General features: G+C 34.1%; 38 protein-coding genes and 1 tRNA gene. 13 read left to right on the top strand and 26 right to left on the bottom strand.

Annotated features, from left to right (window positions below; all coding sequences use genetic code 11):
- Window positions 1-77: 77 nt before the first annotated feature.
- A complete protein-coding gene (locus tag WDZ98_RS05885; protein ID WP_368059009.1) occupies window positions 78-218 on the bottom strand; it encodes a hypothetical protein in 141 nt (46 codons plus the stop codon).
- Window positions 219-1005: 787 nt separating this feature from the next.
- Here WDZ98_RS05885 and WDZ98_RS05880 point away from each other — a divergent pair.
- A complete protein-coding gene (locus WDZ98_RS05880) occupies window positions 1006-1647 on the top strand; it encodes a hypothetical protein (RefSeq protein ID WP_368059025.1) in 642 nt (213 codons plus the stop codon).
- Window positions 1647-2567 carry a nucleotidyl transferase AbiEii/AbiGii toxin family protein gene (locus tag WDZ98_RS05875; protein ID WP_368059027.1) on the top strand — a complete coding sequence of 307 codons (921 nt, stop codon included), beginning with the start codon at window positions 1647-1649 and terminating at the stop codon, window positions 2565-2567. The genes WDZ98_RS05880 and WDZ98_RS05875 overlap by 1 nt, the downstream gene beginning before the upstream one ends.
- Here the strand turns inward: WDZ98_RS05875 and WDZ98_RS05870 are convergent.
- From WDZ98_RS05870 to WDZ98_RS05835, 8 genes are read right to left on the bottom strand one after another with little or no spacing between them, the layout of a single operon-like run.
- Window positions 2554-2727: a hypothetical protein gene (locus WDZ98_RS05870; RefSeq protein WP_368059029.1), complete on the bottom strand. Its 174-nt coding sequence runs from the start codon at window positions 2725-2727 to the stop codon at window positions 2554-2556. The two genes, WDZ98_RS05875 and WDZ98_RS05870, sit on opposite strands and share 14 nt — an antisense overlap.
- A 9-nt stretch (window positions 2728-2736) precedes the next feature.
- On the bottom strand, window positions 2737-3375 hold the full coding sequence (locus tag WDZ98_RS05865) for a transposase (protein WP_368059031.1): 639 nt from the start codon (window positions 3373-3375) through the stop codon (window positions 2737-2739).
- A gap of 32 nt (window positions 3376-3407) precedes the next feature.
- Window positions 3408-3653 carry a KEOPS complex subunit Pcc1 gene (locus WDZ98_RS05860; protein ID WP_368059033.1) on the bottom strand — a complete coding sequence of 82 codons (246 nt, stop codon included), beginning with the start codon at window positions 3651-3653 and terminating at the stop codon, window positions 3408-3410.
- On the bottom strand, window positions 3637-3849 hold the full coding sequence (locus WDZ98_RS05855) for a 50S ribosomal protein L37 (protein ID WP_368059035.1): 213 nt from the start codon (window positions 3847-3849) through the stop codon (window positions 3637-3639). The genes WDZ98_RS05860 and WDZ98_RS05855 overlap by 17 nt, the downstream gene beginning before the upstream one ends.
- A gap of 1 nt (window position 3850) precedes the next feature.
- Window positions 3851-4669 (bottom strand): exosome complex protein Rrp42, encoded by an 819-nt coding sequence (rrp42, locus tag WDZ98_RS05850; protein WP_368059037.1) that lies wholly within the window; start codon window positions 4667-4669, stop codon window positions 3851-3853.
- 2 nt (window positions 4670-4671) lie between these two features.
- Window positions 4672-5406 carry an exosome complex exonuclease Rrp41 gene (gene rrp41, locus WDZ98_RS05845; protein ID WP_368059039.1) on the bottom strand — a complete coding sequence of 245 codons (735 nt, stop codon included), beginning with the start codon at window positions 5404-5406 and terminating at the stop codon, window positions 4672-4674.
- Window positions 5406-6089, bottom strand: coding sequence for an exosome complex RNA-binding protein Rrp4 (gene rrp4, locus WDZ98_RS05840; RefSeq protein ID WP_368059041.1), 684 nt, complete (start codon window positions 6087-6089; stop codon window positions 5406-5408). Before rrp4 ends, rrp41 begins: the two co-directional genes overlap by 1 nt.
- Window positions 6089-6775: a ribosome assembly factor SBDS gene (locus WDZ98_RS05835; RefSeq protein WP_368059043.1), complete on the bottom strand. Its 687-nt coding sequence runs from the start codon at window positions 6773-6775 to the stop codon at window positions 6089-6091. Before WDZ98_RS05835 ends, rrp4 begins: the two co-directional genes overlap by 1 nt.
- Before the next feature lie 87 nt (window positions 6776-6862).
- On the opposite strand from WDZ98_RS05835, the gene WDZ98_RS05830 reads away from it, so the two are divergent.
- From WDZ98_RS05830 to WDZ98_RS05810, 5 genes are all read left to right on the top strand, one after another.
- Complete coding sequence (locus tag WDZ98_RS05830) at window positions 6863-7501, top strand: DNA-directed RNA polymerase subunit D (RefSeq protein WP_368059045.1); 639 nt, start codon at window positions 6863-6865, stop codon at window positions 7499-7501.
- A 69-nt stretch (window positions 7502-7570) separates the two neighbouring features.
- Window positions 7571-7894 carry a 50S ribosomal protein L18e gene (locus WDZ98_RS05825; protein WP_368059047.1) on the top strand — a complete coding sequence of 108 codons (324 nt, stop codon included), beginning with the start codon at window positions 7571-7573 and terminating at the stop codon, window positions 7892-7894.
- On the top strand, window positions 7887-8351 hold the full coding sequence (gene rplM / locus WDZ98_RS05820) for a 50S ribosomal protein L13 (protein WP_368059049.1): 465 nt from the start codon (window positions 7887-7889) through the stop codon (window positions 8349-8351). Before WDZ98_RS05825 ends, rplM begins: the two co-directional genes overlap by 8 nt.
- Complete coding sequence (rpsI, locus tag WDZ98_RS05815; protein WP_368059051.1) at window positions 8348-8797, top strand: 30S ribosomal protein S9; 450 nt, start codon at window positions 8348-8350, stop codon at window positions 8795-8797. Before rplM ends, rpsI begins: the two co-directional genes overlap by 4 nt.
- A 3-nt stretch (window positions 8798-8800) precedes the next feature.
- Complete coding sequence (locus WDZ98_RS05810) at window positions 8801-9520, top strand: NDP-sugar synthase (protein WP_368059053.1); 720 nt, start codon at window positions 8801-8803, stop codon at window positions 9518-9520.
- Here WDZ98_RS05810 and leuD (WDZ98_RS05805) read toward each other — a convergent pair.
- The 5 genes from leuD (WDZ98_RS05805) to WDZ98_RS05785 are packed head-to-tail and all read right to left on the bottom strand — an operon-like array spanning window position 9498 to window position 13530.
- Complete coding sequence (gene leuD, locus WDZ98_RS05805; protein WP_368059055.1) at window positions 9498-10082, bottom strand: 3-isopropylmalate dehydratase small subunit; 585 nt, start codon at window positions 10080-10082, stop codon at window positions 9498-9500. The two genes, WDZ98_RS05810 and leuD (WDZ98_RS05805), sit on opposite strands and share 23 nt — an antisense overlap.
- Before the next feature lies 1 nt (window position 10083).
- Window positions 10084-11499 carry a 3-isopropylmalate dehydratase large subunit gene (leuC, locus tag WDZ98_RS05800; RefSeq protein ID WP_368059057.1) on the bottom strand — a complete coding sequence of 472 codons (1416 nt, stop codon included), beginning with the start codon at window positions 11497-11499 and terminating at the stop codon, window positions 10084-10086.
- Window positions 11500-11506: 7 nt separating this feature from the next.
- Entirely contained in the window at window positions 11507-11992 is a 486-nt protein-coding gene (gene leuD, locus WDZ98_RS05795; protein WP_368059059.1) for a 3-isopropylmalate dehydratase small subunit, read from the bottom strand.
- On the bottom strand, window positions 11989-13260 hold the full coding sequence (locus tag WDZ98_RS05790; protein ID WP_368059061.1) for an aconitase/3-isopropylmalate dehydratase large subunit family protein: 1272 nt from the start codon (window positions 13258-13260) through the stop codon (window positions 11989-11991). Before WDZ98_RS05790 ends, leuD (WDZ98_RS05795) begins: the two co-directional genes overlap by 4 nt.
- Before the next feature lie 54 nt (window positions 13261-13314).
- Window positions 13315-13530 carry a hypothetical protein gene (locus WDZ98_RS05785; protein ID WP_368059063.1) on the bottom strand — a complete coding sequence of 72 codons (216 nt, stop codon included), beginning with the start codon at window positions 13528-13530 and terminating at the stop codon, window positions 13315-13317.
- Between the two features lie 67 nt (window positions 13531-13597).
- Here WDZ98_RS05785 and WDZ98_RS05780 point away from each other — a divergent pair, with 67 nt between their 5' ends.
- Entirely contained in the window at window positions 13598-14374 is a 777-nt protein-coding gene (locus WDZ98_RS05780; RefSeq protein ID WP_368059065.1) for a coenzyme F420-0:L-glutamate ligase, read from the top strand.
- 47 nt (window positions 14375-14421) lie between these two features.
- Window positions 14422-14976 (top strand): hypothetical protein, encoded by a 555-nt coding sequence (locus WDZ98_RS05775; RefSeq protein ID WP_368059067.1) that lies wholly within the window; start codon window positions 14422-14424, stop codon window positions 14974-14976.
- A 1-nt stretch (window position 14977) separates the two neighbouring features.
- Here WDZ98_RS05775 and WDZ98_RS05770 read toward each other — a convergent pair whose 3' ends face one another.
- On the bottom strand, window positions 14978-15304 hold the full coding sequence (locus tag WDZ98_RS05770) for a hypothetical protein (RefSeq protein ID WP_368059069.1): 327 nt from the start codon (window positions 15302-15304) through the stop codon (window positions 14978-14980).
- Window positions 15305-15407: 103 nt separating this feature from the next.
- Here WDZ98_RS05770 and WDZ98_RS05765 point away from each other — a divergent pair, with 103 nt between their 5' ends.
- Window positions 15408-15941, top strand: coding sequence for a hypothetical protein (locus tag WDZ98_RS05765; RefSeq protein ID WP_368059071.1), 534 nt, complete (start codon window positions 15408-15410; stop codon window positions 15939-15941).
- Here WDZ98_RS05765 and WDZ98_RS05760 read toward each other — a convergent pair.
- From WDZ98_RS05760 to WDZ98_RS05745, 4 genes are read right to left on the bottom strand one after another with little or no spacing between them, the layout of a single operon-like run.
- Window positions 15934-16374, bottom strand: coding sequence for a hypothetical protein (locus WDZ98_RS05760; RefSeq protein ID WP_368059073.1), 441 nt, complete (start codon window positions 16372-16374; stop codon window positions 15934-15936). The genes WDZ98_RS05765 and WDZ98_RS05760 overlap by 8 nt on opposite strands.
- Before the next feature lie 51 nt (window positions 16375-16425).
- A complete protein-coding gene (locus WDZ98_RS05755; RefSeq protein ID WP_368059075.1) occupies window positions 16426-17388 on the bottom strand; it encodes a 2-oxoacid:ferredoxin oxidoreductase subunit beta in 963 nt (320 codons plus the stop codon).
- A complete protein-coding gene (locus WDZ98_RS05750; protein ID WP_368059077.1) occupies window positions 17378-19288 on the bottom strand; it encodes a 2-oxoacid:ferredoxin oxidoreductase subunit alpha in 1911 nt (636 codons plus the stop codon). Before WDZ98_RS05750 ends, WDZ98_RS05755 begins: the two co-directional genes overlap by 11 nt.
- Window positions 19289-19337: 49 nt before the next feature.
- Entirely contained in the window at window positions 19338-19484 is a 147-nt protein-coding gene (locus WDZ98_RS05745) for a hypothetical protein (protein WP_368059079.1), read from the bottom strand.
- A gap of 53 nt (window positions 19485-19537) precedes the next feature.
- Here WDZ98_RS05745 and WDZ98_RS05740 point away from each other — a divergent pair, with 53 nt between their 5' ends.
- Together WDZ98_RS05740 and WDZ98_RS05735 are read left to right on the top strand one after the other, a co-directional pair.
- Window positions 19538-20506, top strand: a complete 969-nt coding sequence (locus WDZ98_RS05740; RefSeq protein ID WP_368059081.1) for a 2-hydroxyacid dehydrogenase — start codon at window positions 19538-19540, stop codon at window positions 20504-20506.
- A 24-nt stretch (window positions 20507-20530) separates the two neighbouring features.
- A complete protein-coding gene (locus WDZ98_RS05735; RefSeq protein WP_368060938.1) occupies window positions 20531-20665 on the top strand; it encodes a hypothetical protein in 135 nt (44 codons plus the stop codon).
- Window positions 20666-20702: 37 nt separating this feature from the next.
- On the opposite strand, the gene WDZ98_RS05730 is transcribed toward WDZ98_RS05735, so the two are convergent.
- The gene (locus WDZ98_RS05730; RefSeq protein WP_368059083.1) at window positions 20703-21077 is read right to left on the bottom strand and encodes a ChuX/HutX family heme-like substrate-binding protein; all 375 of its coding nucleotides are present in this window, start codon (window positions 21075-21077) and stop codon (window positions 20703-20705) included.
- A 26-nt stretch (window positions 21078-21103) separates the two neighbouring features.
- On the bottom strand, window positions 21104-21385 hold the full coding sequence (locus tag WDZ98_RS05725; RefSeq protein ID WP_368059085.1) for a hypothetical protein: 282 nt from the start codon (window positions 21383-21385) through the stop codon (window positions 21104-21106).
- Window positions 21386-21472: 87 nt separating this feature from the next.
- Here WDZ98_RS05725 and WDZ98_RS05720 point away from each other — a divergent pair, with 87 nt between their 5' ends.
- The gene (locus WDZ98_RS05720) at window positions 21473-22783 is read left to right on the top strand and encodes an NAD(P)/FAD-dependent oxidoreductase (RefSeq protein ID WP_368059087.1); all 1311 of its coding nucleotides are present in this window, start codon (window positions 21473-21475) and stop codon (window positions 22781-22783) included.
- 16 nt (window positions 22784-22799) lie between these two features.
- Here the strand turns inward: WDZ98_RS05720 and WDZ98_RS05715 are convergent.
- The 5 genes from WDZ98_RS05715 to WDZ98_RS05695 form a co-directional block, all read right to left on the bottom strand.
- Window positions 22800-22897 (bottom strand) — tRNA-Ser (locus WDZ98_RS05715).
- Between the two features lie 67 nt (window positions 22898-22964).
- Window positions 22965-23471 carry a hypothetical protein gene (locus WDZ98_RS05710; protein WP_368059089.1) on the bottom strand — a complete coding sequence of 169 codons (507 nt, stop codon included), beginning with the start codon at window positions 23469-23471 and terminating at the stop codon, window positions 22965-22967.
- Window positions 23438-24439, bottom strand: coding sequence for an RNA-guided pseudouridylation complex pseudouridine synthase subunit Cbf5 (locus WDZ98_RS05705; protein ID WP_368059091.1), 1002 nt, complete (start codon window positions 24437-24439; stop codon window positions 23438-23440). Before WDZ98_RS05705 ends, WDZ98_RS05710 begins: the two co-directional genes overlap by 34 nt.
- The gene (locus tag WDZ98_RS05700; RefSeq protein ID WP_368059093.1) at window positions 24436-24996 is read right to left on the bottom strand and encodes an AAA family ATPase; all 561 of its coding nucleotides are present in this window, start codon (window positions 24994-24996) and stop codon (window positions 24436-24438) included. Before WDZ98_RS05700 ends, WDZ98_RS05705 begins: the two co-directional genes overlap by 4 nt.
- Window positions 24993-25616: an EMC3/TMCO1 family protein gene (locus WDZ98_RS05695; protein WP_368059095.1), complete on the bottom strand. Its 624-nt coding sequence runs from the start codon at window positions 25614-25616 to the stop codon at window positions 24993-24995. Before WDZ98_RS05695 ends, WDZ98_RS05700 begins: the two co-directional genes overlap by 4 nt.
- Window position 25617 lies beyond the last annotated feature (1 nt).

Below are 25617 nucleotides of genomic sequence, written 5' to 3'. Positions count from 1 at the left end.
TCTCTCATACATCCTGACTTTCAGGTCAGACGGGTAGAGAGTCATGGTAAATCTACACATACAACGATGATTCTATCTTACAGAACTTTTCTCAATGCTTCGTTTAGTGTTCCAGAATAACTGACTGAAACTTGTTTTTGTTGTATCATTTTTGATTGGCGCAGTCGTAGTTTTTTATCTAAATCATCGTCAATCATTATTGTAACACGTTTGCTCATGATGACCCTGTGAAGATATGAGATATAAACCATCACAGAATATACAAGTTTTTTGGCAGGGTACAAACCCTAATGGTTACGGTCGTGTGGACCTAGACGTATTTGATATTGGAATGTTAAATTGATAATGTAAAATCTATTTGATGATTAAATTTCAAAGACTATAAAGAATTTCAGTATCTAATAAAATTTAACAATATATTCAAAATTATTGAAAAAAATATTCTCATAAGCAAACTGGAATTAAAATGACATCTACAGCAATTATCAAAAGTTTGATTCTATGTGTTGAAAAATTATTCTCCGCCTTTACTGCAAGGTTCATCGCAAACCTGGACTTGCCGGTTCCGGTCTGGCCGCAGACAAGAGTATGTGTTGAGAAAAGATGGGTTGGAAAATTAAATGGCAAACCGTTTGATAGTGTACCGACTCCAAGGCCCCAATAGTCCAGAACGGACGGTTGCTTCTTTTCCATATTTTATGGTATACACATACGTACCGACTCCAAGGCCCCAATAGTCCAGAACGGACGAGTTGTCCAGTCTGAATCTCATCAACTTGCAACGAGGACAGAATCTTTTCTCTTTGACGAAATTACCGCATATGCACTGCCAGTTCACCATCCAGATGCTGATTACGTTAAGAATTACCTTGCGTATGGGATATTCCGCTATGAGTGGTTTACCATACTAATTTAAGCCTAGAAATCATATATTATAACATCTCAATAAGTGAGATATTGTTATATATATTACAATATCTCATATAGTGAGAGGTTGTGATATAAATGAAAGTAAGCATATTGCTTGAAAAACTGTGGATAGACAAGAAGGAGTTTGTCAAATCAGATGAATTGAAAAAATATTGCAAGACTCTGAATCTAGATTACACAACTACCGTGAAGAACTTTACACATCGTGGTCATTTGGTGAGAATCTTCAAAGGCATATTCTATGTAAGACCACCCGAAGGGCTGATGTTTGGAAAGACCAAATACAATCATCTGGAACTTGTTGCAAAAGGCCTTGAATTGAAAGGTGTGAAAAACTGGTATTTCGGATTGCATACCGCGTTAAAGCACAACAACATGACACATGAGTACTTCACAATAGATGAGGTGATCAGTGACTCATTGTTTCGCGCCAAGCCAATTACAATCGCAGGTTACAAATTCAAATTTGTAAAAATTTCACCATCTCTATTAAATTTCGGCATAAAGAAAAGTAATAACACAATGCTGTACTATTCTGATCCAGAGAAGACAATCTTGGACTTTGTTTATCTTTCAACACAGGACGGTGTACCGGCGAACAGAGTCATAATGGATGTATCGGAATGGTCTGAAAAAGTTTCTAAAGAAAAACTCAAAAAATATTCCAAAAACTATCCAAAAACGGTTGCAGCTGTTGCGGAGGAATTGAGCAAATGATGTCTGATTTTGTTGATAGAATTTCTGTAGATGAAAAAATCCAAAGAAAAGACATGATAGAAAAAGACATACTCTTACATCACATATTGCTGGATCTCTCTAAAGAAAAATTCTTCGCTGAAAATTTCCTTTTCAAAGGCGGTACATGTCTGATAAAACACTATCTTGGATACGTTAGATTCTCAGAAGACATTGATTTCACATGGAAGAATCAAATTAGATTTGCTGGAAAATCGGGCAGACAAATAGATAAAGAGGTATCTGAAATCACTGAGACAACAGGTAAGATTCTAGAAAAGATATCTTCTGGAAGAGGACTGGATTTCAAGTGGGATAAGGGAAATAGAGATTATGTCGAACTTGTAAGCCGTGGGAAGATCTGTACATTCAAAGTTTGGTACAATTCTGATGTGTCAAAGGAAAGAATGTACATAAAAATTCAGATAAATTTTGTCGATAACCTTTGCCTCAAACCAATAGATGGAAATTTGAAGAGCCTGATAACTGGGAAACATGACAAGTTGGGAGCACTGTATGAAGAATATGCGGAATACGCTTCGACGATACCTTTTGGAGTATATGATGTAAGGGAAATTCTAAGTGAAAAAATAAGGGCCATACTTACAAGAAAGGGCACAAAAGCAAGGGACTTTCTAGACGTATTTTTAATCTCTAAAAATCTAGGTGTTGAAACAAAAGATGTGGAAGATTGTATAATCAAAAAGATCGGTTATGCCCTTGAGCATTATGAACGGTATCGAGATAATTTTGAAGAAAAAAAGAACTTGCTAGATAAGGGAAGCATATTCAATTGGGGAATCGAAAGAGGTTTACTGATTACAGAAATTGATGATGAGGAGTTGGATAGATTCTTAGATGATCTGATAAATTATCTGAAAGAACTCGTCAGGAAATTTTGAAATTCTTACCTGGAACTACCAGATTAAACTTTTTCTTTCCAGTTTTTACTGTTACATAAGTTCCAAGGAAAGTAGAAAAAGATATTGTTGGTATTGCAACTTCAAGGAGAACATGTCCTGCATTCGGCATATTGCTCGATAAATAGTTAGAAGCTTCCATACCAACAACTTATTTCAAAACCCTACAATACATCAAAAATGATGCAATGTTGATTAATCCAAGATAGTTTTCTGCATTTCTCTCGTATCTTATTCTAGTCCTGTGGAATCCACACTTTAACCACGCAAAGAATCTCTCCACTACATATCTTGTCTTGTTGTAATTATTCTGATCAGTACTGTCATTGTTTCTTGTCTTGAAATTTCTTTGTGGAATGCATGCAATGATGTCCCTTGATTTCAAATAATTTTGGATTGTTTTGGAATCATAGCCCTTATCTGCATAGACTGATACTATTTGTTCAATGGACTCATCATCAAGATAATCTGGAATGTTTTCCTCAATAAAGTATTTTGGATCTATTCTAACGTCTAGTGCATTATTTTCATAATCAAAGCTTCTAGACACCCAAGGCAAAATTTCATATGCTTCTAGGTCACCTTTGCCCTCTTTGAGGACATCTAAGTTTGTTTGAAGCAATTTTTTTGCTTTAACAAATTCATCATATTTGGCTTGATCGAATCTTTCATCATGCCAAGCCTGAATTTGTTCAGTCATTGCATCCACTTGTTTTTTTACATCTGCTTTATCTGATTCATTTTCTAATGAATTGTATTTTTTTAACAGCGTTTCTCTTTCATTAAACAAAGGAATGTCCGAATTCTTAGGATTCTTTTTGATTATGTCTTTACCGATTCAATCGAATCATAGCTAGCCTGAATTAATCGAAGTGTAGAATTCAAGTTAGCTCTCAAATGTGTTAAATGATCAGATTCTACAGAAATGACAATTTGTTTATCAAGATGGATCTTAGTTTTCACTGGATTTTCAGGATAGAACTCATTGTCAGTATTTATTGAATCATAAATTGCGTTTGACTTTTCTTTAACATCAACAGTAATTTTTGCACTAAAGTTTAACGTCATATGCAGTTCCAGCTACTTTATAGCTGCACTTTTTACACGACCAGATACCCACAGCATCCCTTCCAAATGTTCTAGAGCCACATTCAGGACAAGATCTTTTTTCTTTTAATTGAAGATGAATTTTTGTATATTGTTTTCTAAGTTTAATTCCATATCTAGCGCCTAATCCTTTAAGAGATTTCTTTGCTTTTGCCATTTTATTGACTACTCTTTTGAGCCTCTTTTAATTTTTCTCTTATTTTTGCACCTACTTTAATTGAGATATCTCCACATCGATTAATCTCATCTTGTGTAAATCCGCCACTTCCACCTTTTTGTAGTGCACAGATATTTCCATCAGAGTCAGTAGTAATTGTAATGCGTGCATCCATGCTTTCCCATTCATCTCCATTTGGATCAACAATAATGTGATTTCCAATCTTACCCATGGTTACAGACACAGGTATTGTAGAGATGGGTAACGCAACAGATTCATCTTCAACAAGTAAAGGATGATCATCGACCCAATTCCATTTTGGAGTTTTTGAGGAAAGTAAAGCGGCAGTGGTAGCATAAGAGCATGCATCAAACAAGTTTCCATCATAATCAACAACAACATTATCTGCAAATACACCAATTACAGACTTGTCTTTCTCTATAACCAATTGTGAAACATCAACCATATGGCTCTCTCGAATTCCTCTATCAACAACTCTTGCTAATTCAATAACAGGAGGTTGTGGTGGTCCAGTTTCAACAGTGGGGTGGGATAGTGGTAAAAGTTCAGCAGTACAGATGAAGAGTCCTTTATCACCAGTATCAGGGAATGGCCTATCTGGTTGTATTTTCACTCCGCAAACAACTTCTGTATCACCAAGACGAATTCTTGCAGAACCATTTGCTTTAGGAATTGCATTAATTTCAATTAAAATTTCACGTGGTTCATCAAGAGCACGTCCATCAACTCGTTTTCCTTGCTCTAACAGTTCAAGGATTTGTGATTTCTTTAGTTCATCAATAACTGAAGTAGATGTCAATTTTAATCTCCTCCTTTTCCAAAGTATTTGTCATTAAGTGCTTTCTTTTGTAATTCGTAAACAATTTTACAACCATTAATTCCAACTTCAACACATTTCTTGTATTCTTCAGGAGTCAGAATACCGTCTAATTGTAATAATGTGATTTGTTCAAGATTTGGCATATATCCAATTGGCATATCGGCTTGACCTGCTTGATCTTCTTCATTGTTAACATCAAGAATTACAGTATCTGCAACTTTACCTGCTGCGATTGCCGCAACCATATCTCGCATAGGAATACCAGCATCAGCTAATGCAACAGAAGCCGCAGTAAGTGCAGCACATCTAGTTCCACCATCTGCTTGTAATACTTCAATAAACACATCAACTGCAGTTCTTGGGAATTTATCCAACATGACAGCAGGCTCTAATGCTTCTTTGATTACTTTGGAGATTTCAATTTCTCTTCTTGATGGTGCAGGATTTTTTCTCTCACCAACAGAAAATGGTTCCATATGATATCTAACTCTTAAAATTCCAGTATCAGTATCTGACATGTGTTTTGGATGAACATCTCTTGGACCAAATACACCAACAAGGATTTTGTTATCACCAAATTCTATGTATGCAGAACCATCAGCATTCTTTAGCCCACCGGCTCTGATCATAATTCGTCTTGGCTCATCAACTTTTCGTCCATCACAACGAATACCATTCTCGTCCAACAGGACCATTGTTGCGTCTCTTCCGCCCATTATGATTCATCATCCTTTATTTCTAACATTTCTTTCACTTGATCAGTCAAATTAGCAACATGTGCTTTTTCATTAACCATTTCAATTGCTTTTTTAGCCTTTAATAATCCCTCGGGAGTTTCACATGATACCACTACCCAACCGTTTTGTCCAATAGTAACTGCTGCATTAGTAGCCATTTCTATCATCTGAATCATGCTACCACGCTTTCCAATTAGTCGTGGGACTTTACTTGGAGAGATTTTTATCAAGTCACCAGAATCGATTTTACCTAAATCTCGATCAGCGATTGTAACTAGAGGATCTCTAGTTCTATCAAAATTAGCTATTCTGGCAGCAACTAGATCACCTGATTTTAGTTTAGATGTGAGTTCATCAGCATGAGCAGAAAAATCTCGTCCAAACACATCTTGTGCAGGCAAAAATCCAACATAACAGGAGTTGATATCTAGTTCCCAAGATAATGAAGTATGAGAAACAACTTTGCCGATTACTAGATCATTAATTTTAGGAATATATTTTCCAGTTAATGGGATTACTTTAACAGAGTCATCATATATTTCAGAAATTCCAATAGTAGTAGAGATTATTTTATTTCCATCAAGGAACACGTTTTGTTCAGGTCTAAAAGGTCCAGTTGTTACTACGTCACCTGGAATAACATACTTTCTTTTATTATCCATCAGTGCATTACCTCAACTGTAGCAGAACCCTTAGTTATAGAACCTAATCTATCTATCACATTTGGCCTTGCTGCAGCGGGTATTTCAAGTATTGCTTTTAAGGAACCATTATTTTGCCATTCTTCAGATTTTAGAGAACCTACAGATTTCAAAACAGCATAAGATTGCGATGCGAACTGTGCAGGAATTGTAATTTCTAATTTTATATTCTCAGATTTCAGAGCAATGATAGAACGTAATTTCTCGACAATATCTTTGACCTGTTCATCTACATTTTTTTGAGGATCAACTGAAACTCGACCATCTTTCATAGCTTGCTCAATTCTCAATGGAGGATGAGGAAGATGTGTTTTAGGATCTACGTATGTTTTTGCGATAAAGTGGACGATTTGTTTTTTCTTATCTTCTATCATTTTTCGTCGTTGATCTGTTGTAAGGTTTAGTTCACCTTTTTCCATTATTATCTGAGCGATTTCATTTTGGTCTTCTGTTTTGAATGCCTTTAGTAATTTCTCAGATGATGGTCTCGTGCCTTTTCCAGAATCAGTGTAAATCTCATCTGAAACCAAGACCGCAGAAAGATCTTTTTTCTTACCCATCTTGTAGTCTAATGCAGGATCAGGTTTTACCATAATCTCAAATTTTTCCCCTTCAAAGGAATACCGTACCAATGTGACATCAGTCATTTTCAAAATATTTAGGAAGATTTGGTATTTATCTATACGTAAAACCAGCTAGATTTTTATGTGGACTTTGAGGATTTTGTTCAAGATTTGTCATCCTTAGAAGTAATTAGTAAAGATAATCAAAAAATAGCTGTAAAGCTAAGCGGAGTGCCATTACAATATGCAAATGCACTCAGACGAGTATGTCTTAACGGAGTTCCAGTTTTTGCAATTGACACTGTAGATATCATAGAAAATTCTTCTGTACTTCCAGATGAAGGCTTGGCACATAGATTAGGATTAATTCCAATAACAACAGATTTGGGTCGATTTAATGAACCATCCAAATGTCAATGTCAAAGTGAAGCTGGATGTTCAAACTGTAAAGTAATGTTAGTTTTAGATTCAGGTGACTCAGATGTAACAAGAACAATTCTTTCAAATGAATTATCCTCAGAAGACGATTCAATAAAACCAGTATCAGATAAAATTCCAATTGTACAATTAGCGCCAGGTCAAAGAATCAAAATTGAATGTTATGCCAGACTAGGACGTGGGACAGAGCATGCAAAATGGAATTCTGCAAATATTTCAATCCTTACTGATACAGATAAAGAAGATGTCAAAGTGTTAACAGTAGAATCAACAGGTTCACTTAATCCTGAACAAATTATTATTTCAGGGGTAGATGAAGTTAGCAATAGATTAGGTCAATTCAAAGATATGATTGACACAATTGAAGAATAAACTAAGCATAGACATTATATTTGGGTTTCAAGCCGGATTATTCACATGACTAATCAAGTGGTTATACGCATGGCTAAAGATCTGAAGAGAGCATCTACTAAAAATGATGCTCTAATTTGGGCAAAATTAGCAGAATATGCATTAAAACCATCTGCTGCAAGAAGAGATCTTAACTTGAATCGAATTGGTCAACTAACAAAAGAAAACGACATAGTAGTCTTTCCAGGCAAAGTTCTTGGAACAGGAAGTATCGCTCACAAAATAACATTATTTTCATTTTCAATTTCAATATCTGCAGCTAACAAAATCTTAGAAAAAGGTGGAAAACTAATCACACATTCAGATTTGATTGAACAAAATCCAACTGGAAAAGGAGTTGTATTACTTGGCTAAACAAGAAACAGTTGTAAGAACAGATATACCAATAGTTGTAGACGCGACAAATCACATAGCTGGAAGATTAGCATCAAATGTTGCAAAATTACTAACACAGGGAAATAGAGTATCAGTGGTAAATTGTGAGAAAATCATGCTGAGTGGAACAAGAGCTAATCACATTAAAGAGGCTAGAGATTTTTTGAAAATTAATAGTGTAATCCATCCAAAACACGGACCAGTTCACTACAGAAGACCAGATACAATCATGGCAAAAATGATTCGTGGAATGTTACCATATGGTAAAAAACCATCAGGAAAAGAATCACATCAAAGACTTAGAACATACATTGGTTCCCCAAAGGAAATTAAATCACTTACAAAAATTCAATTTGAAAAAGCAATAATTAAAAAAACTGCATCAAACTATACATCAATAGGGGAATTATGCAGAATAATAGGATGGACTGAATGACAACTCCAAAAACTGAAATCTATTTTGCAACAAGAAAAACTGCCAGTGCTCATGTTTACATTACTAAGGGCAAAGGCAAAATTAGAATCAACAATGTTCCAGTTGAAATGATCCCACAAGAAACTGCTCGTGAAGTAATTTTAGCACCACTAGAAATATCAGGAGATTTGAGAGACAAAATAGACATATCTGTAAGAGTTAGAGGTGGTGGATATATGGGTCAAGCCAGTGCTATTGCAACAGGAATTTCAAGAGCACTTACTGGATGGACAAAATCTAAAAAAGAACCAAAAGATCATCCATTTCCAAAATCAACTAGAGAAGATCTTAGAAAAAGAATTACCGATTTTGACAAATACCTAGTAAGTGGAGACGCCAGACAAAAAGAACCAAAGAAATTTGGTGGACCTGGTGCAAGAAGAAGAAAACAGAAATCATACCGTTAGGCTGTGAAGGCTGTAATTCTTGCAGGTGGTAAAGGAACTAGAGGCAAGCCATATACAGAATATTTTCCAAAAGCAATGATTCCAATCAATGGAAAACCACTGATTGATTATATTGTAAAATACCTAAAATCATTTAGTTTCATAAAAGAAATCATCATAATATCAGATTTTAAGGGGTTAGGAGGTCAGATAGAAAATTATTATGGAAATCAAAAAAATATCACTTTTGTTCAAGACTCACAGAGTGGAACAGGAGGAGATTTGTTGTATATCGAAAGAGAACTTAAAGATGAATCAGAATTTGTATTATGGTTTGTAGATAATTTGTGTGCAATAGATCTAAAAAAAATGAAGGAGTTATTCAAAGAAAAAAATAGTTCTGCATGTATTGCAATACGAACAAAAAGAAAAGAAGAAACAGGTTTTGCAGCAGTTGAAAATGGAATCATAAAGGAATTCAAAGAAAAACCAGTAATGAAATTACAACTATCCGAATGTCTTGGCATTTACATACTTGGAAAAGACATCATAAAACGAATAAAATCAAAACAAAAACAAAAAGAGATCAATCTATCATATGATATTTTACAAGGATTATCAAAAGAGGGAAAAATTAGTGCGTTTGATATAGATGGTGCAGAATGGATTGATGTAGAATCTCCAATCATTTTAGAAAGAAACGAAAAAACGGTAAAGACAATTATAAAACAGATGGGATTTTAGAATTTTTTTCAAATTCATAAATTTTATCCTCATACTGAAAAGTTTGAGCAATATCGTCTAAACCTTCTAAGAGGATTTTTTTCTGGTAAGGATCTATTTCAAAAAATATTTCTTCAGAAGATGTTTTAATGATTTGTTTTTCCAAATCGACTTCAATTGGGTGTTGTTCTTGCTGTAATTTTTCAACTATCTTTTGTTCCAATGAAATTGGTAAAACTCCATTTTTGAAACAATTACTAAAGAAAATATCTGCAAATGAAGGAGCAATTATTACAGAAAATCCATAATCGAGTAACGCCCATACTGCATGTTCTCGGCTAGATCCACAACCAAAATTATCACCAGCCACAAGGATTTGGGAATCATTATATTTTGAATCATTTAAGATGAAATCAGACGTTTCATTCTCATTTTCATCATACCGCCAATTAAAAAATAAAAATTTTCCAAAACCAGACTTTTGAACTAATTTTAAGAACTGTTTAGGAACGATTTGATCAGTATCCACATTAACTTTGTCTAAAGGTGTGACAATACTTGTTACTTTATTGAAAGATTGCATTTTAATTCAAATCCATTTTCCGTACATCTACAAAATGGCCTGCAATAGCTGCAGCTGCTGCCATTACAGGACTTACTAAATGAGTTCGCCCACCAGTACCTTGTCTACCTTCAAAGTTTCTATTAGACGTACTTGCGCAACGTTCACCTGGAGATAATATATCAGGATTCATTCCCAAACACATACTACATCCAGCTTCCCTCCATTCAAAATTAGCATCAATGAAAATTTTATCTAGACCCATTTCTTCTGCTTGTTTTTTTACCATTTGAGAACCTGGAACAACCATGGCTCTAACATTTGGTGAAATTTTCTGTCCCTTCACAACTTTTGATGCTTCTATAAGATCATCTAATCGTGCATTAGTACAAGAACCAATAAACACTCTATCAATTTTAATTTCTTCAATTGGAGTTCCCGGTTTAAGATCCATATAATCAAGTGCTTTTTCTGCTCCTTTCTTTTGGTTAGCATCTCCTTTTGAAAAATCATCAGGGAATGGAATGGATTCAGTTACGTCACAAGTCATTCCCGGATTTGTTCCCCAGCTAACTTGAGGAGCAATGTCATCAATGTGCAAAGTAAATTCTTTCTCAAATGTTGCATCAGTGTCAGTATTTAGATGATCTTTCCAAGTGTCAACTAGAGTCTCATAATTTTTTGGAGTGTATTTTCTACCCCTAAGATACTCAAACGTCTTTTCATCAGGTGCAATCAAACCAGCTCTCGCTCCGGCTTCAATTGACATATTGCATATAGTCATTCTCTGCTCCATTGAAAGATCCTCTATTCCCTCGCCCCTATACTCTATTACAGTGCCTGTTCCACCACCAGTTCCAATATTTTTGATAATTGAAAGAACGATATCTTTTGCAGTAACTGCATGTGGATTTTTTCGTTTTCCCTCCACTCTAATTTCAAAGGGTTTTGGTTTTTCTAACCACAACGTTTGAGATGCCAAGACATGTTCTACATCACTTGTTCCAATTCCCAATGCCAATGCACCAAATGCACCATGTGTAGAAGTGTGACTATCTCCACAAACAATTGTAGAGCCAGGTAATGTAATTCCCAACTGAGGACCAATCACATGAACTATGCCTTGATTAGGACTGTGGATATCAAATAGTGTGATTCCAAAATCTTTACAATTTTTTTCAAGTGTTTGAATTTGGATGGCAGATGTTTGATCTAATATTGGAAGAGATCTGTTATTTGTAGGAACATTATGATCCATTGTAGCTATAGTAAGATCAGGTCGTCTAACCTTACGGTTATTCATTCTTAATCCATCAAAAGCTTGGGGAGACGTTACTTCATGCACCAAATGTCGGTCAATGTAAATTAAAGATGGGCCATTTGGTTTTTCAACTACAACATGAGATTCCCAGATTTTTTCAAAAAGTGTTTTTCCCATTTCAATCTTAATCGGGCTTGTACTTGAAGAGACCACCTGCAGAAATAATTTTTCCAATAATTTCTGAGAAGGGTTTCATTTTGTAGATCTGGTTTTTTGTAATATTTTTAATTTCATTTACAGAGATATTAATTTCAATTTCATCTCCTTCGGATATTCCATTGTATGCATCTTGTTCAATTTCAATAGGTAACAAAAATGCTCCATCTACAGCATTTCTGTAAAAAATTCTTGCAAAAGATAATGCAAGTACTGCCTTTATTCCAGAATGAGATAAGGCAATTGGGGCATGCTCTCGACTTGAACCACACCCAAAATTCTTTCCAGACAAAATAAAATCACCTTCCTTTACTTTAGAGTGAAAATCTGGATCTAATCCTTCCATTGCATGGGTTGCAAGTTCAGCATAATCATGTACTTTTAGATATTGACCCGGAATAATTACATCTGTATCGATATTATCTTGAGCGTATTTTATGATATTTCCTTTCATTTCAAATCCCTCGGGTCAGTAATTTTACCTGTAACTGCAGATGCTGCTGCAACTTGAGGAGAAGCAAGATATGTTTGAGATTCAACATGACCCATTCTTCCTGGAAAATTTCTATTAGTAGTACTAATACAGATTTCGTCTTTTGCTAAGACACCCATATGTGCACCACAGCATGCCCCACATGTAGGTGGTCCAACTGTCGCACCGGCATCTAAGAATATTTTCAACAAACCGTTTTCCATGGCTCGCTTGTAAATTGAGATTGCCGCAGGTAAAATTTCAGTTCTAATCTTTACCGTCCTTCCTTTGAGAATTCTTGCGGCAGCTTCCAAGTCTTCATATTTTGCACCAGTGCAAGAACCAATGTATGATTTATCCAATTCAACGTTAGGGGCTTCCCTTACAATTGAAACATTTTCAGGAGAAAACGGTTTTGCAATAATTGGCTCCATCTCAGATGCTTCATATTCAAAGATTTGAGAGTATTCCGCATTGTCATCACCTTTTACTAAATTAACATTTGTTGCGCCTCTACTTGAAAGATACTCAACTATTTTTTGATCAGGTTCTACGATTCCATTTTTTGCACCAGCTTCAGTTGTCATATTACACATTGTTAATCTGCTCTCAACTGACATCTCATCAATTCCAGATCCTCCAAACTGCATTGTTCTGTATGCACCACCATCTGTTCCAATATCGCCAATGATTTTTAAAATCAAATCTTTTGCCATTACATGATCAGGTAACTTTCCATTAATCTTAAAGTACATAGTTTCAGGAACCTTAAACCAAATCTTTCCATTCAATAAGACATATGCAACATCAGTGTGTCCTAACCCACACGCAAATGCGCCTAATGCACCAGTGGTATTGGTATGAGAATCTCCACCCACATACACATCTCCTGGCATAACCATTGCTTCTTCATGAGACAACGTATGACAAATTCCGTACTGACCCATTCCATACTTGAAGTGTTTTTCAATCCCATATTGTTTAGTGAAATTTGATAGTTTCACAATATTTTCAGCTGAAGCTTTTTCAGCTGAAGGTACAAAGTGATCTTCAGCGACCCAAACCTTTGTAGGATCCCATAACTTGTCAACTGAGATTCCTTGCTTCTTCAGTTTATCAAATACCTTGATTACACCAGGTCCAGATACATCGTGAATCATTACTTTGTCAACATTGGCAAAAATTACATCATCAGGTGTTACTGAAGACTTTTCAGAGGCACGTGCAAGAATCTTCTCTACAATATTCATAACCGGAAAAGCTTGTACTACAGATTAAAAGCTTTTCAGAATATTAATCCAGAGTTAAATTTTTAATTTTCCTGTATCCAAACCATGTTTTACTATAGAAATTAACTCTTCAACAGTACAAGTTCTCAGAGATTCTGGCAGGGATTCAGTCTCAAAAGATTGAAAACTGGTTATTTTTTTTCTAATAATCATTTTTACAAGGCTTGGGACATCTTCAGTGATTTTGGTGTTGATGTGAGATAAAATTTCATCTATTTCATTTTGTTTCATTATATCATACCTACAACAATTCTAATTATTCACAACAATAAAAAAGAAAAGAAATACACAAAATATTGTGCAATTAACGGTTTTCCCATTATTATCAGAGAGAATGGATACAAAATTTGATGTTTTTGAAACATTACTGAAAACATTAGGAAAGAACAATATAGTTTTGGAGGAAGGAGATGTTTTAGTAATTTCTACAAAATACGTCTCAAACTCGCAAGGAAGGATTGTAGATTTAGAGAAAATCATCCCCTCTGAAGAAGGCATTAAAGTTTCAAAGACATATCAACTTAAAGCAGAAATTGCAGAAATAATTATCAGAGAATCAGATAAAATTTTTGGTGGAATTGGAGGATTTGTTATTACATCTGCAGACAACATCATGGCACCAAATGCAGGAATTGATAAATCAAATGCAAAAAAAGGTAAGGCAATACTATATCCAGCTAATCCATATCTTGTAGCAGAAGAAATTCGTAGAAAAATTTTCTTAAGATTCTTTATCCATGTAGGAGTTATCCTTGTAGATAGTAGGTTAATGCCAGCAAGAATCGGTACATCAGGGGTTGCAATATCTTGTGCAGGGATTGAACCTGTTTTAGATATGAGAGCAAAAAAAGATCTAGATGGCAATCCATTAAAAGTCACATTTCAAGCAGTCGTAGATAATCTTGCAACTATAGCAAATCACAAAATGGGAGAGGGTGCAGAATCAAGACCGTTTGCAATAATAAGGAATTCAGATGCAAAACTTACTGACAGGAAAATCAATCCATCAGAAATGGCAATATCGCCAGATCAATGTGTTTACGTAAGAGGATTATCAAATCCTCCAAAAGATTAGCCTAAGATATTATTCGGCTTTAAATAGAGGAATTCACTGAAAAAAATATGGAGTATCTCACCACATATCCTAAGACAGTTTCATTTTTGGATGGAATAAAACATAAAATTAATGTGGACAGTAAAGATGGAGTAGAACAGCTTCACATTGTGGTAAAGAAAAGTTTTGAAGAATTAGCAAAAATTTTTGCAGCAGAAGGGTTTACCAAAGTTAAATTTGAACATAAGCAACCAGGACAGATAGGAAATGGTTTGAATCTAAAATTAAAAAAACCATGGGAAATGCATATCAGAATGATTGATCTAAAAAAAGGATTAATTGGCATTCATGCAGAAGTAGAAGTTTCCAGAGATTATCTTCAGCATTTGTTTTCTCAAAGAACACCAGTTATTTATGAAGTGGGGGAGATTTTGAAAAAATATCAAGTCGATTACACTATTTGGCACGATAAAATTAAAAAATATGTCAATACAATTGCAGACAATTACAAAGTTAAACTTGCAACACCAAGCATACCAGTATTTGCTTGGAAACCAATGTTATTTGTGATTGGTACAATTGCAGCTTTGTACGGTTGGAAATATTTCAATACAATTTTGTAATCTAAACACCAAGTGGTTCGTCTTTACTTAATTCTAAAAAGACCTTATCTCCAACTGAGAGACCCATTTCCTTGTATTCATGCATTTCAAGTTTTAATTGAGTAACACCAGATTGCATTCCCATACCACCCATTCCAGACATCAATTTGTTTAGATCTTTCATCATATCATTCATGTTTGAAAATCCCATAACTTTGGGACTTCCAAAAGGAGATTGGGGGTGTTGAGTCCCTTCTTTGAGATCCTTAAGAGATGACAATGAGACTATGACATATGGAGCACCATCAGGGGCGGAATCAATACTTTTTACAACAAATTCTTTCTTCATATCTAAGGTAGTATCAATAGCCATATAATTTTAATTTTAAGGTTAATTTGTGCTAGTTTTGCTGATTTGAAGCTTTAATTACAATTTTCAAGATTTCAAAGCATTGCCAGAAAATTTGGAAACAGTATTGCGATACTATGGGATTTCACCATGGGAAATTGAAGTTCTTTATGGATTTTTAAATTCCCATTTTACTATAATTCAAAATGAAATAGAAGTAAATGATGAAAAATTTGTCAGTTCTTTAGATATTGAAATTCCACTTCAATTTAATGAAGAATTTTTTCAATGGTTTGATTTCAAACGATGGGAAAAAATCAAATCGGTTTTCAAAGAAATGAAACGAAGACGAGGTAGTGGAAATGCATTAAAAATTCAAATTAATTTTTTAGGAAACCCAAAAATTATCTTCGCCATAGACATTGAAGATAAACAATGGTTTGATAATGCATTAGAAAAAATTGATTTTGTATTAGAATTACTACCATACCATCTAGATCCTCAAAAGATACCATCAGATGTTTCAGAATTAACATACAAGTTTGATCCAGAAACAATCAGATGGCGTCTCAATACAGCTTCGTCTGAAAATAAAAAGTATAATTTCAGCGGAGACTCATGGAAGCAGGTTATTTGAGATCTTTCTGTAAGGGTTCCAATAATCCATGAAGCTCTTTGTATTTTGTTTCTAAAAACTCTAAAGCATCAACAAGTTTTTTTGATTTTCCATATTTGTAACGAATTAATTCACGATGATGCCAATATGTTTTATTTTCATCAACGGAAATAGTAGTGAAATAGTCTGTTCCTTTCAAATTATCAGGAAGTTTTACATCATGAGGAAATAGTAATTCTACAATAAACCACTCGTCGCCATCAGGATAATCAGAACCAGTTTCCACATCAAAAAAGATGTGTAGTAAATCAGATTGCATAAGACCATCATCAGTGATTGATGGATGCTTTACAGGAGATTTTTTAAAATCCAGATTAACAAGTTGAGGTTCAAAGAAACCTTTGATTATTGATTTTCTAAATATTTTATTTGCGTCGTTGATATTCAAATGCAAAATAACATTCTACGAAACTTGCCTATAACTTATTAGGTTCAAGGCAACAATTTACACTTCTAAAGAATCCAATATACTTGAAATGTCAGTGTTTGAGTGACCATTTTTAGATATGTTTTGTTTTGCAGGTGGATTTTCGAAATAATTTGGAATCTTATCTTGTAATCGTTGAGTATAAGTAGAAACTAATGGATTTTTGTAAAAGACTCCTATTGGGATTTTATCCCCCCATTCAAGAGATTTAATTAATGCTTGAGATAGTTTTTCATTTACTTCAGGTTCTGAATCATAATGTACTACTGGTTCAAATCCCTGTTCTTCCAATTTATAGATTCTAGAATGTCTCTTTTGAGCTTCGTCAACTAAATCAATTCCAGCATACCAATCTCTAGTATTCAAATCATTGTATGTAGGACAAGGCTGTAAAACATCAAGAAATGAAAGACCTTTGTGTTTAACTGCTTGAATTATCAAATCTTTGAGATGTCTTACGTCATAAGAATATCCACGAGCTACAAATGTAAAACCACTTGCAATTGCTAAACCAATTGGATTAACATTAGAATTTGTATTTGGAGTGGGTAGTGATTTTGTTTTTTCTCCAAGTTTCAAGGTAGGAGATGCTTGTCCTTTTGTTAAACCGTAAACACCATTATCAAAAATTATGTAAGTCATATCCACATTTCGTCTTCCAGCAGCAACAAAATGACCAGCACCAATTCCTAGACCATCACCATCACCGCCAACTGCAACAACAGTTAACTCTGGATTTGCAATCTTTGCACCTTGTGCAAATGTCAAAACCCGTCCATGTAGTGTATGAACACCATAAGTATTGATAAAGTGAGATGTTTTGCCAGAACAACCAATTCCTGAAAACATTACAGCCTTATCACGTTCTATTCCCATCTCAGCTAATGCCATCTGAATAGCATTGACTATTCCAAAATCCCCACATCCAGGACACCAATCATTATGGACATCTGTTTTGTAGTCAGCTAGTTTAAGCGCCATGCATTAAAATCTCCCGTTTGTTTGCTTTATTCTGAACAATTTTCTTAAGTGAATCATAAACCTCAGTACTAGTCATAGCACGTCCAGTATATTTTAAGATGAAGTAGTCAATATCACGACCAGTATTTTGTTTGAATAGTTTTCCTAGTTGTCCTGAATAATTTGCTTCAACATCAATTATGGTTTTAACATCTTTGAATAGAGAACTAACATAATCGCCTGGAAAAGGATTTAGTAATTTTAATTGTATTAATCCAATAGAGATTCCCTCTTTTTTCAATAGATCAAGTGCATCTCTAACTGGACCTATTGTAGAACCCCATGAAACTATAGTGTATTCTTTAACACCAAAAGATACAACCTGTTCTTCAACAGGAATATTTTTAAGAATCAAATCTAGACGAGACATTCTTTTATCCATCATTTTTACACGTAAAATTGGATCTTCAGTAATATGACCAAATTCATCAGATTCATCACCGGTATTCCAAAAAATTCCATTATCTAATCCTAATCTAGAACGAGGAGATACACCATCATCAGTAAATTCAAATCTTCTATAACCATCATCTACTTTTTCTAAGAGCTTACCTCTGTTGATTACTATTTTTTGAGGATCAAATCTTTTGCAGGTAATTATCGAACTTGCATGGAACTTGTCCATCATGTGAATAACTGGAACCTGAAAGACATCTGCATAATTAAAACAATTTCCAGTATCATAGAAACTCTCTTCAACATCACCTGAAGCATAAACAATTTTGGGAAAGTCTCCATGTCCAGCATATACTGAAAAAAGTAAATCGTCTTGACCATGTCTAGTTGGAAGACCAGTGGAAGGTCCACTTCTTTGATAGTTTGTAATAACAACAGGTACTTCATTCATTCCAGCCCAACCTAACATTTCAGTCATTAATGCAAATCCAGGACCAGAAGTACATGTTGCAGAGCGTGTTCCAGTTAATGCAGCACCAATAGTCATTCCCATTGCACAGATTTCATCCTCCGTTTGAATTACAGCAGTAGAACCTGGTCTTTCGTCAATTATTTCTAAAATTTCATTTGATTCTAGATATACTGATTCATCAGAAGCAGGAGTGATTGGATAATAAGGTTGCAGTCTGCACCCACATGCCATTTTTCCTAAAGCTGTTCCTTGAAACCCTTGAATCAAAAGAGTTCTAGGTTCTTTTTCAATTCCAGGTAATGTATGATTAAAACTTTCAAATTTTGCAGATGCATAGTTATATGAATAATTTGCAGTTTGTTGATTGATTTTTGCTATTTCTGGTTTTTTGGAAAAAATGGTTTCTATTGTTTTTTGTAAAGAGTCAGGAGGCATTTTAACCAATCCTAAAGATAACGACACTCCAATAACATTAAACATTCTGACTAATCCCTTTAATCTAGGGTTTTCAGTTTCTTCAGAAAGCGATTCAAGAAGAAATTTAAAAGATACAGGAAATAATTTGACGCCATTTTCTTTTGCAATTTCCAAGACACCAGATACTGTAAACGGTTTATTTTTTGATTCTAGTTCTTTATGTAATCTTTCTTTAAACGGTGCATCAAGAGTGTGAACAGCATCTGTTGTGGTTTCCCCCAAATCAGAATCATATATTATTCCCCCACCAGATACTACCTCATCAAAATGACGAAAAATGGTTTCTGCGTCAAATGATGCCATCAATGTCACGTCATTTACGTTTGAATGAATTTTTTTATCGGCAACTCTTACAGTGAAATAACTATGCTCACCTTTGATATTAGAATAGAATTCTCTTTTGCCAAAAATTTGATAGCCCATTTCTGCGCAAACTTTTGAAAATATGTTTGCACCAGATTCAATGCCACTTCCTTGAGGACCACCAATTAGCCAAGAAAAATCCACAGAACTCATAGGCATTCACTCATTTCTTGAATTTTAATAGTATTACGGTATATTTCTCCTAACCACCAGTAGCTGCATCAAACAATGCACATTCACATTTATCACGTTCACCACAATAAGGACATACACAACCACATTTTTCAATTGAATTTCCACATTCTACACAAATAGCAAATTCTTCTTCCTCTTTGACTTTTGAAGACACTGAGTAATTTAGAAAGAAATCGTATAAATGGTTTGAGATGAATTTCAATAGTGATGAAAAAGAGAGTGTTTCTTACAAGGACTTTACAAGATTTTGCACTAAAAATATTAAAAGAAAAATATCAAGTTGAGATTCATTCTGGGAAAATCCCAATACCAGTAACAAAATTGCGATCAAAAATTAAAGAAATAGAAGGTCTCATTTGTTTCCCATATGATATAATCAATAAAGAAACAATAGAATGCGCAAAGAATCTAAAAGTCATTAGTACGTATAGTGTTGGTTTTGATCATATAGATACAAAATATGCCAAGAAGAAGAAAATTCGTGTCGGGTATACACCAGAAGTGCTAACAGATGCAACCGCAGATTTAGCATTTTCATTACTACTTGACATATCAAGAAGAATTTCAGAAGGAGATAGAATTATTCGAGAGGGGAAATGGAAAGAGATCTTTGGCGCATCAGATTATGTTGGAATTGATCTTCAAGGTAAAACAATTGGGATTTTAGGACTAGGAAGAATTGGAGGAACACTTGCCAAGAGAGCAAAAGCATTTGATATGAAAATATTATATCATAATAGAAAACACGTTTCAAAATCAAAAGAAAATGCACTAAATGCAAAATACGTATCATTTGAAAAACTTGTTAGCCAAAGTGATTTTATATCAATTCATGTTCCCCATACAAAAGAAACAAATCATTTGTTTAACATGGAAATTTTTAAAAAAATGAAAAAATCAGCATTTTTAATCAATACTTCAAGGGGAAAAGTAGTTAATGAAAAAGATCTGACGATTGCTTTAAGGAAAAAAATTATTTCAGGAGCAGGTTTGGATGTATTTGAATCAGAACCAATAAAGAAAAACCATCCACTAACAAAATTACAAAACATAGTTCTGGCTCCACACATAGGAAGTTCAACGAAAGAAACAAGGATTAAGATGGCAGAAATTACTGTAAAGAATTTGATTTTAGGAATGAATCAAAAAAAACCAACTTATTCAGTAGGGTATTGATTTTCACGCTCAAGTTTGTACACCATGAAATGTGCAGTTTTTATATCTAAATTACAAATTGACGTTAGATTGAAAAAATTCAAACATACAAACGAAGAATTAGAATTAGCTAAACAACAATCTGAAAAAGAAAAGAAGAAGAAAGAATTTCAAGAATAATATTTTTTCTCCTTGTCTTTTTCAGACAAGGTTTTTTTTAAAATTGAATTTTAGAACCATATTTGTGGTTTAATTCGTCATAGATTTTTTTTCTTTCTGAAATAAGAATTTTAGAATCATCATACATTTTTGTAAAAAATGCTGCAAGAATTCGATCTCCGTTTTTATTGTAAAAACATACACTAAAACTAATTCTCTCAGGTTTTTCTTCTTGTATGAATTCTGCATAATTTATCAAATCAGAATCAATATGCATGTGTGCGGGACCATCATTATCACCTAAGGTTATCCATTTTTCTTTTTGTTTGATATTAAGATGATTACTTTTAATCTCGCTTATGGCTCCGTTGTTTTTTATAATAAGTAAAATATCATCAATTTTGATTAAATCGGATAATAATTCTAAAAGCAATAATCAACATTAAAATCAAAATTATTTCAGTTTTTTGAACGATTCATGTCAATTTGGACAAAATCATCAATATCTCCATGAATACAATCAGTTCCAACGGCTTTTACAGGTGAAAAACTAATTTTTCCATCATGAAGTTTACCTTCATTCTGTAGAAGTCCTATTTTACCAGATACAATTTGTTTATGTTTTTGGCATGTTAATCCTACCATGTATTCATCACTACCCGAAATAACAGATACGATGAATTCGGGAGGGTTAACACATTGTTTTCCTTCTTCAGTAACTGAACACTTATCAGGTAACATGTGTTGAAGTGTATTTTATTAGATATTAATCTTGATTATCTTGGATTCAATTTATTATCAACTAAATGGAATCAGCATTGTTATCTTATGACACAAAATTTTGACATGGTAATTATCGGTGGAGGAATTCTTGGAACTTCAATTTCATATTTTTTGTCATTTCTAAATAAATCAAAAAAAATTGCAGTGATAGAACAAGCACATAGCGTCGCGTTTCACACAAGTGGACGAAACACAGGAAAGGTACATGCACCATATCTATACAATCCTGAAAAGAAGAAACTGTTTGCAAAATCGGCGTTTCATGGTTATGAGATGTGGGAAAAATATGCAAATGTAAAAAATTTACCGTTCAAAAAAGATGGAGTGATTGAAGTTGCATTAGATGAAAAAGGAATCAAAGTTCTTGAAAAATATCTTAAATGGGGAAAAGAGAATGGCCTAAATGAAAAAGACATAAAATTAATGAGTGATGATGAATTAAAAAAAATAGAGCCAGAAGTAAAATGTAAATCTGCTCTATATGTTTACAGAGATGCTTCAACAGATTATTCCATATTTACTAATTCGTTAATGAAAGATAGTCAAAAAAACGGTACAAAATTTTTGTTGAATACCAAAGTTACTAACATAAAAAAAGAAAACGACAAGTGGGCAATAACACTGAATGGAGAGAATAAAATTAATGCAAAATATCTAATCAATACAGCAGGGGGAGAAGCAATTGATATTGCCCATGAAATAGATGTTGCAACAAAATTCACAGATGTACATTTTAGAGGAGAGTATTGGAAAGCACCGAGAGAGTACAACAATCTAACGAAATCAAGTGTGTATTCTGTACCAGAATTTCCAGAATATCCATTTTTAGATCCTCATTGGATAATTAGGGTAGACGGTAGTTGTGAGATAGGACCAAACGCAGTTCCAGTATTTAGTCCACATGGATATGGCAAATCAGAAAACATCAAAGAATTCATTCCAAAAATGCTTGAAATGCTAGGTTCAGGTGCACGAAAAACAATTTTTGACAGACAATTTCAAGAGCTTGCAATCAACGAAATACATTCATCGATGTCAAAATCAGCAATGATTGACAGAGTAAAAAAATTCTTACCAAAAATTGATGCAGAAAAATTTACACAAAAAGGTACTGCAGGCATAAGATCATCAGTTATCGATGAAAATGGAAAGTTTGTACCAGATGTAATTCTAGTAGACGATGAGATGTCATTTCATATTCTAAATTACAATTCACCAGGCGCTACAGGGGCATTACCATTTTCAGCACACATTGTAGATCATCTAAACAAAACAGAGTTGTTCAAGAGTGAAGAACAAGATATACAATGTGGCCCATGGAAGTTTTCAGATATTATAGAAAAATTAGATCTGTAAGAATTACAATATAAGGCGCCGGGAGGGAGATTTGAACTCCCGTTCCCTTGCGAGAACGCGCTTTATGGTAAATTATTTCCAGGCGCGCGCCCTACCAGGCTAGGCGACCCCGGCACAAGTCTTGCGACAAGTGTACTCGATAAAATGCGATTATAAATTATGTCACTTGTAAATGAAAAAACTACTTCAAAATAGTAATAGTTGTGAATTTTTCCACAACATTTCCATCATTATCAATTCCTTTTGCAGAGATTTTGTAGAGTCCTTCCAAAGATGCATTCCCATCGTTTTTAATTTGATTCCACGAAAAAATGATTTCATTTCCAGGAGCAAGATTTGAAGGTGATCCAGTAGCATTAGGAGAATATATCAGAATGCCAGACAAGCCAGTAATTTTCAAACCATATGAATCGTCAGAAAAAGTTAATGGCATAGTTCCAGAATTCACAATATGAATTTGAATTAATTCATCTTTTTTGAAATCAGACTTTTCAGTAACTATAGAAATTGATGGTCCGTCAACAAAAATTAATTGTGTTGTATTTTTTACATCTATCAAATAAGCACCAAAAATAAATCCAGAAACAACACCAACTCCAATGAAAACAACAAGACTTTTTGCTAACAATTCTTTTAAAATAATTTCTTCATTCTTTAATCCTTGGGAGGAGTTGGCTTTGTTCTCCATTTTTTTGGATATGTATTTGGAGCCATGATAATTCGTTGTGTTTGAAATGCATATCCTTTTGTTGCATCTCTAATTTCTTCTTCAGACATGGTAGATTCAGCCAATGCAACAGCTTCACCTTTCTGCGTATAGATTCCAACAATATCTCCTTTCTTTAAATTTGGAGAGATTTTCAAAATTCCAGGTATTGCAAGTTGTGCACCATGACACATTGCATCAACTGCAGAATCACGAATTATCACGGATTTTAATTCACTAAGGGCATATTCAACAGGTTTGATCATTTGCATTAATCTACTAGCATCTTTTTTTTCTTCCCATAACGCAAATGCATTTGCAAGTTCATGGAGAGTTACCAAACCGTCTCGTTCATAAAATTGATCAACTCTAGTTCGCCTAAGTTCGATCATAGTAGCACCTGGACCAAGAATTTCTCCAATATCATAGTAAAGTTTACGAATGTAAGTTCCTGCTTCACATAAAATTCTAGTTAAAAGCAGTCTTTCCTTTTGTTCAATTAATTCAAATTCGTAGATGGTTCTTGTTCTTGTTTGTCTCACAACTGCTGAACGTTGAGGAGGTTTTTGAAAGATTTCACCTCTAAACATTTCAATGATTTCGTTTAGTTTTTCTTTTGATGGAAGTGAATGCACCCTTCCTAAAGCATGATATTCTTTTGGTCCATAAAGTAATACACCTAAAGCTTTAGTTGCCTCTCCCAAACCTAAAGGTAAAACTCCAGAGACTTGAGGATCTAATGTTCCACTATGTCCGATCTTTGGAAGTTTTAAAAGACGTTTTGTCCAAGCCACAGTTTCATGACTTGTCGGGCCAGGAGGTTTATCTAAAATGATTAATCCGTAGTTTAGTAATTGTTCAATTGTTCTTTTATCATAATAAGTTCCATAAGCATCATCAGTTACATCTTGATCAATCTCAATTAAATTTTCAAGTTGTTTAAGTGTCATAGTAATTTCCTCACAGTTTCTTTTGCAACGTCAATTACTTGTTGTGCGGTAAGATGGTCAGTGTTAATGATCAAATCAAACACAGACTTATCTTCGCCAAAATCAAAATGATATAGTTTTTTGTATAACGCTCTATTCTTGTCAAATCGTTCTTTGGTAATTTCATATGCATTTTCAGGACTCATATTATCTCTAGTTTGCATTCTCTTTGTACTACTTTCATGAGAACCTTCTAACCAAATTTTTATTCCATTCTTTACTAACCAAGGAAGAGTATAACTCGTGATAACCATTCCTCCCTGATTAAAAAGAGTCATCAACTTTTCATCTAGTTTTTTATCGAATTCAGAATTTTCTTCACGCTGACTCAGGAATTTCATTCCATCTTTAGTATCCCACCAATCATCACCTTTAGAATCAAAACCGTGCTCATTTGCCATTTCTTTTAACACATCTCCTCCACTCAAATATTGAAATTTGAATTCTTCTGCCAATCCTTTAGCAACAGTTGTCTTACCTACTGCAGGAGGACCAGAGATAACAATAGATTTTGTCAACTAAGATCCATTGAAGTTTTGGTTAGTCTCATTATGATACCACTAAATGCAATAGATGATAGAAAATACCAAGCCCAAAGATACAATGAGTTTTCTTGAGGACATACATGGTCTACATCAGCTGCTTGTGCAGCAGTACATGTCAATTGGAACATGTCGCCAGGAATTACATTTAATGGTATTGGGGATATTGCAACAGTGTATGAAAACAATACGGGTAACACAAAATAAAATATCAAGATTAAAGGAACAAATGTAATCATCATAGGCCTCATGTTCATCTGCATCATTTCCATAGACATTTTGTTCATGTAAGCGGATTTTTTACCTAGTTCTGCAACTTTTGCTTGATCTTTAGATCTCATAGCAGACATTCTTTCTTTTTGCCATGCACGAGTTTCTTTCATTATTCGTTTTAGTTTGACCTGATCTACCATTTTTTTTCTAACTGAAGCATTGAAAAGATTCAACAATATTCCAAAACCAGTCACAGCAAACATTGAAGCAATCAATCCCTTGACAACAGGATCATCACTGCCTAATACATGAGATCCACCACCAAGAAAATCAAATTGTAGAGGAATGGAATCAATGAAGAGAAGAATAAAATTAAAATCCATT

The organism is Candidatus Nitrosopumilus sp. (assembly GCF_040878665.1).
Lineage (GTDB): Archaea > Thermoproteota > Nitrososphaeria > Nitrososphaerales > Nitrosopumilaceae > Nitrosopumilus.
The sequence above is the reverse complement of the archived record's forward strand: the minus strand, read 5'-3'. Positions and strand labels throughout refer to the sequence as shown.

Excerpts from the sequence above, each read along its gene's own strand:
- WDZ98_RS05695 (WP_368059095.1), bottom strand. The coding sequence starts at position 25,616 with ATGGATTTTAATTTTATTCTTCTCTTCATTGATTCCATTCCTCTACAA.
- WDZ98_RS05770 (WP_368059069.1), bottom strand. The coding sequence starts at position 15,304 with ATGAAGAAAGAATTTGTTGTAAAAAGTATTGATTCCGCCCCTGATGGT.
- WDZ98_RS05825 (WP_368059047.1), top strand. The coding sequence starts at position 7,571 with ATGGCTAAAGATCTGAAGAGAGCATCTACTAAAAATGATGCTCTAATT.
- WDZ98_RS05880 (WP_368059025.1), top strand. The coding sequence starts at position 1,006 with ATGAAAGTAAGCATATTGCTTGAAAAACTGTGGATAGACAAGAAGGAG.
- WDZ98_RS05705 (WP_368059091.1), bottom strand. The coding sequence starts at position 24,439 with ATGACACTTAAACAACTTGAAAATTTAATTGAGATTGATCAAGATGTA.
- WDZ98_RS05710 (WP_368059089.1), bottom strand. The coding sequence starts at position 23,471 with ATGGAGAACAAAGCCAACTCCTCCCAAGGATTAAAGAATGAAGAAATT.
- WDZ98_RS05860 (WP_368059033.1), bottom strand. The coding sequence starts at position 3,653 with ATGACGTTAAACTTTAGTGCAAAAATTACTGTTGATGTTAAAGAAAAG.
- leuD (WP_368059055.1), bottom strand. The coding sequence starts at position 10,082 with ATGCAATCTTTCAATAAAGTAACAAGTATTGTCACACCTTTAGACAAA.
- WDZ98_RS05720 (WP_368059087.1), top strand. The coding sequence starts at position 21,473 with ATGACACAAAATTTTGACATGGTAATTATCGGTGGAGGAATTCTTGGA.
- WDZ98_RS05870 (WP_368059029.1), bottom strand. The coding sequence starts at position 2,727 with ATGGAAGCTTCTAACTATTTATCGAGCAATATGCCGAATGCAGGACAT.
- WDZ98_RS05750 (WP_368059077.1), bottom strand. The coding sequence starts at position 19,288 with ATGAGTTCTGTGGATTTTTCTTGGCTAATTGGTGGTCCTCAAGGAAGT.
- WDZ98_RS05755 (WP_368059075.1), bottom strand. The coding sequence starts at position 17,388 with ATGGCGCTTAAACTAGCTGACTACAAAACAGATGTCCATAATGATTGG.
- WDZ98_RS05835 (WP_368059043.1), bottom strand. The coding sequence starts at position 6,775 with ATGACTGATGTCACATTGGTACGGTATTCCTTTGAAGGGGAAAAATTT.
- WDZ98_RS05885 (WP_368059009.1), bottom strand. The coding sequence starts at position 218 with ATGAGCAAACGTGTTACAATAATGATTGACGATGATTTAGATAAAAAA.
- WDZ98_RS05875 (WP_368059027.1), top strand. The coding sequence starts at position 1,647 with ATGTCTGATTTTGTTGATAGAATTTCTGTAGATGAAAAAATCCAAAGA.
- WDZ98_RS05735 (WP_368060938.1), top strand. The coding sequence starts at position 20,531 with ATGAAATGTGCAGTTTTTATATCTAAATTACAAATTGACGTTAGATTG.
- WDZ98_RS05855 (WP_368059035.1), bottom strand. The coding sequence starts at position 3,849 with ATGGCAAAAGCAAAGAAATCTCTTAAAGGATTAGGCGCTAGATATGGA.
- WDZ98_RS05790 (WP_368059061.1), bottom strand. The coding sequence starts at position 13,260 with ATGAATATTGTAGAGAAGATTCTTGCACGTGCCTCTGAAAAGTCTTCA.
- rpsI (WP_368059051.1), top strand. The coding sequence starts at position 8,348 with ATGACAACTCCAAAAACTGAAATCTATTTTGCAACAAGAAAAACTGCC.
- WDZ98_RS05785 (WP_368059063.1), bottom strand. The coding sequence starts at position 13,530 with ATGAAACAAAATGAAATAGATGAAATTTTATCTCACATCAACACCAAA.
- WDZ98_RS05725 (WP_368059085.1), bottom strand. The coding sequence starts at position 21,385 with ATGTTACCTGATAAGTGTTCAGTTACTGAAGAAGGAAAACAATGTGTT.
- WDZ98_RS05740 (WP_368059081.1), top strand. The coding sequence starts at position 19,538 with ATGAAAAAGAGAGTGTTTCTTACAAGGACTTTACAAGATTTTGCACTA.
- leuD (WP_368059059.1), bottom strand. The coding sequence starts at position 11,992 with ATGAAAGGAAATATCATAAAATACGCTCAAGATAATATCGATACAGAT.
- WDZ98_RS05775 (WP_368059067.1), top strand. The coding sequence starts at position 14,422 with ATGGAGTATCTCACCACATATCCTAAGACAGTTTCATTTTTGGATGGA.
- leuC (WP_368059057.1), bottom strand. The coding sequence starts at position 11,499 with ATGGGAAAAACACTTTTTGAAAAAATCTGGGAATCTCATGTTGTAGTT.
- rrp4 (WP_368059041.1), bottom strand. The coding sequence starts at position 6,089 with ATGGATAATAAAAGAAAGTATGTTATTCCAGGTGACGTAGTAACAACT.
- rrp41 (WP_368059039.1), bottom strand. The coding sequence starts at position 5,406 with ATGGGCGGAAGAGACGCAACAATGGTCCTGTTGGACGAGAATGGTATT.